The organism is Pedobacter sp. 10L46_2 (genome assembly GCF_056395165.1).
This window is the reverse complement of sequence record NZ_JBFTIZ010000381.1, coordinates 1-3,606: the sequence shown is the minus strand read 5'-3', so window position 1 is coordinate 3,606 and position 3,606 is coordinate 1. Positions and strand designations below refer to the sequence as shown.

Here is a 3,606-nt window from a genome sequence, read left to right as displayed (position 1 = left end):
GGTTTTGAAATTCACCTTGCGGGGAACATAACTTACATCTGCATTCTGAATATCCACCACGCCTTTAACAAAAGGTTTGGCCAGCATAAAATCTACAATATCTGCACGGTAAGCCAGTTTGACATTTGCTGTGCCGTTACCGAATTTGAGCATCTCCTCTCCGATGACGTTGTTAAGCTTTGCAATTTCAAACTGTGAAGTGAACAGCCCCGTGGCAATTGGTTTATTCAGGTTATTGATAAAGGCGGTGTCAATGGAAAATGGTATCTGCGCATAGCTTCCTTTAAAACTAAAGAGCTTAATGGCTGAGTTTTCATCATTTATTCCTTTGCCTTTAATATAGTTATTGGTAAAAAAACCGGTAAAATTACAATCTTCAACTACCCCACCCCGCGTGGTTAGCACATTATCCTTTATGAGTGCCTTAACATTGATAGCAGGGTCTCCACCAGGGCCCATATTGCCAGCCAGCGTGCAATAAACATGTATAGGTTGCTTAAGGTCAAACATGTTGAGCTTAGCAGTAATATTTGGAGCCAACAACGCGGAAGCATTGCGCCATAAAATATTTTTGGTTTCTATATTGATGGTAAAGTCTGTGTTTTCTTTAGAAGTATCAAACTTAGCCCCAATTATAAATGGATCTTTTCCAATATTTAATTTATTAGGAGCTACCAGCAAAATTCCGGAATCGTCGTTATAGGTAATTTTAAAAGGACCTTCTAAAAGTTTGTCTTTAATAAAGCTGCCTCTTCTGGTGTTAAATGCCAGGCTTTTGGCTAGTGCTTTAAGTTTAATGTCAGCCTCCCAACCGCCAAGTAAAAGATAATCCATATTGCCCTTTAAATCGTAAATGTCAAACTGAAAGAGTTTATGTCCTTTTTGATTGTCTACCACAAAACTGACATTGCTTAACGTAAACTTTCCCAGTTCCGGGCTTGAGCTGTTATCATCTTTTGGCTTTTTTGATTTGTCTTTTTTGGGGAAAATAGCGGTATTGCTATATCCATTACTGTCGGTAAACAGATAGATTGCTGCATCATTAATTCCTATTTTTTTTATTTCAATAGTTCCCTTAAGTAAGGCTAAGGTATTTACAGATACTTCCAATTCTTTAGCATCTAAAAGCGTATGCTGATGGTTTTTCCAAAGGCTATCTTTCATCACTACATTGTTTAGTTTAATAGAGACGCCAGGAAATCCGCGTAAAAAGGTGGGTTCCATGCTTGCTATGGTAAGCGTGCCATGGAGGTTTTTATTTAGCTTTTGCGTTATGGTTTCCAGTAAACTCTTTTTATTTGAGTTCACATATAAAGCAAGAGCTGAGAAAATTAGAAGTATCAACCCTATAAGGATACCCAGTACTTTGAGTGTTATTTTAGACCAGCTTGGCATTTTCTGTTTTATAGTCAAACGTTTACAATATAATAATTGTTTTCGAGATAATGATTCTGGCTTTTTATTAACTGCAGCCTATTCCATTTGGGCTGCCAGACTTAAACATTCAGGAAAAGATTAGCACTTGAAAAAATCTATAGGAAAGGCTTAAGAAACCCTTAAGTCTTTCTTATAGATTATTCAAGTTTTTTTGTTTGAGATTAGAGCATACGCTCCTTCAGTCGAGATGACGGAGAAAGGTCACTTTGAACGAGGAAGGGTAACTATGAATATAATGTATGATTACTAGAACCCTAGTTCTGCTTATGCCGTTTTTAGATTAAGTGCATGTGTGGTTTGAATCCTGATCTCTTCAGTTAACTGAGCATTTCCGTTCAGCGCCTCACCATAAGAAGGAATCATACTTTTTAGTTTTTTCTGCCATTCTTCAGATTTAATCTGATCAGCAAAACAACGCTCCATTAAGGTAATCATGATGGAAACAGCAGTAGATGCCCCCGGAGATGCACCAAGTAGTGCTGCAATTGATCCATCGGCAGCAGTAACAACTTCAGTACCAAACTCAAGTACACCACCATGTTTTTCATCCTTCTTAATTACCTGAACACGCTGACCAGCAGTTTCGAGCTCCCAATCCTCCATTTTTGCGGTTGGCAGATATTCTCTAAGCGCAGCCAGACGATCTTCTGGTGACTGACGTACCTGATCAATCAGGTATTTGGTAAGCTGCAGGTTATCTAAACCTGCCGATATCATCGGTCTGATGTTATTAATTTTTATTGAAAGAGGTAAATCAAGTAAAGAACCATGTTTCAAGAAACGCGTAGAGAAACCAGCATAAGGGCCAAATAACAAAGCTTTTTTACCATCAATCATTCTTGTGTCAAGATGTGGGACAGACATTGGTGGGGCACCAACAGACGCCTTTCCATATACTTTTGCATTATGACGTTCAATAACTTCCGGATTAACACATTTAAGCCATTGTCCACTTACAGGGAAACCGCCAAATCCATTTCCTTCTGGAATTCCCGCTTTTTCAAGAAGTGGTAAAGAACCACCGCCTGCGCCAATAAATACGAATTTTGCTTTTACAACTCTTTTTTTACCGGTTGTTTCATTTTTAACCTTTACTTCCCATAAACCATCTTTTTGCTTTAGTTTGCGAACTTCATGGTCAAAATGCATACTTACGCTTTCCTTCTTTTGAAGGTAATTAAACATCATTCTGGTTAAGGCACCAAAGTTTACATCGGTACCAAGCTCCATTTTTGTTCCAGCAACTTTCTCTGCCGAATCCCTGTCGTTCATTACTAAAGGCATCCATTCAGCAAGTTCTTTCGGATCTTCAGAAAAGGTCATCCCTCTAAAAAGATCACTTTTCTGAAGGTTATTATACCTCTCGCGTAAAAATTCAACGTTCTCCTGCCCCCATACAAAACTGATATGTGGTATGCTTTTGATAAATGTTTCAGGAGAATCAACAATTTTATTCCTTACCAGGAAAGACCAAAACTGTTTGGATACTTCAAAAGATTCAGCAATTGAAACCGCTTTTTTAGTTTCTACTGTACCATCAGCTAGTTGTGGAGTGTAGTTTAATTCACAAAAAGCCGAGTGCCCGGTTCCCGCATTATTCCATGCATCAGAACTTTCTGCGGCTGCTACGTCTAATCGTTCAAAAATTTCAATACTAAGATCTGGCTGCAATTCCTTAAGTAATACACCCAAAGTTGCGCTCATAATACCAGCGCCAATTAATACAACATCAACAGTACTATCTGATTTAGTTTTACCAGTCATTTTTGAAATTTTTTGCAAAAATACGATTCTTAATCAAATTTTTCACCTAAACCTCACTCCTGATTTTAATTATATTGCGATTAATTTACATAAACCCTATTTTCTTTAATAAAACAGCCTAAATCATAAGAAAATCGGTAGTATCTAAATTAAAAACAGCTTATTGAATGGCAAAATGATGTATTAATAAACGCAAACAACTTTTGCTTACATCTGTTAATCAATTAGCGAGCTAATAAATTAAATAGACAACATGACTATTCAATCAGTTAATCCGGTTACTGGAAAAGTAATCAAAAGCTATAAAGAACATTCCTGGGAACAAATCGACAAAAAAATAGCTACAACGCAGACTGCCTGGTTGAAATGGCAAAACTCAAGTTTTGCTGAAAGGGCCTCTTTGTT

Annotated in this window: 3 protein-coding genes; 1 reads left to right on the top strand and 2 read right to left on the bottom strand. The window is 37.4% G+C overall.

Features of this window, described 5'->3' with window-relative positions; translation table 11 throughout:
• Together AC1DDX_RS25370 and AC1DDX_RS25365 are read right to left on the bottom strand one after the other, a co-directional pair.
• Positions 1 to 1,413: AsmA family protein (locus tag AC1DDX_RS25370; protein ID WP_477622818.1), on the bottom strand; the 1,413-nt coding region annotated here is incomplete at its 3' end.
• Between the two features lie 288 nt (positions 1,414 to 1,701).
• Positions 1,702 to 3,201, bottom strand: a complete 1,500-nt coding sequence (locus AC1DDX_RS25365) for a malate:quinone oxidoreductase (protein ID WP_288881759.1) — start codon at positions 3,199 to 3,201, stop codon at positions 1,702 to 1,704.
• A 253-nt stretch (positions 3,202 to 3,454) separates the two neighbouring features.
• Between AC1DDX_RS25365 and AC1DDX_RS25360 the strand changes: the two genes are divergently transcribed.
• Positions 3,455 to 3,606: aldehyde dehydrogenase family protein (locus AC1DDX_RS25360; RefSeq protein WP_477622819.1), on the top strand; the 152-nt coding region annotated here is incomplete at its 3' end.

Coding starts and splice junctions, on each gene's coding strand:
- AC1DDX_RS25365 (WP_288881759.1), bottom strand. CDS start 3,201: ATGACTGGTAAAACTAAATCAGATAGTACTGTTGATGTTGTATTAATT.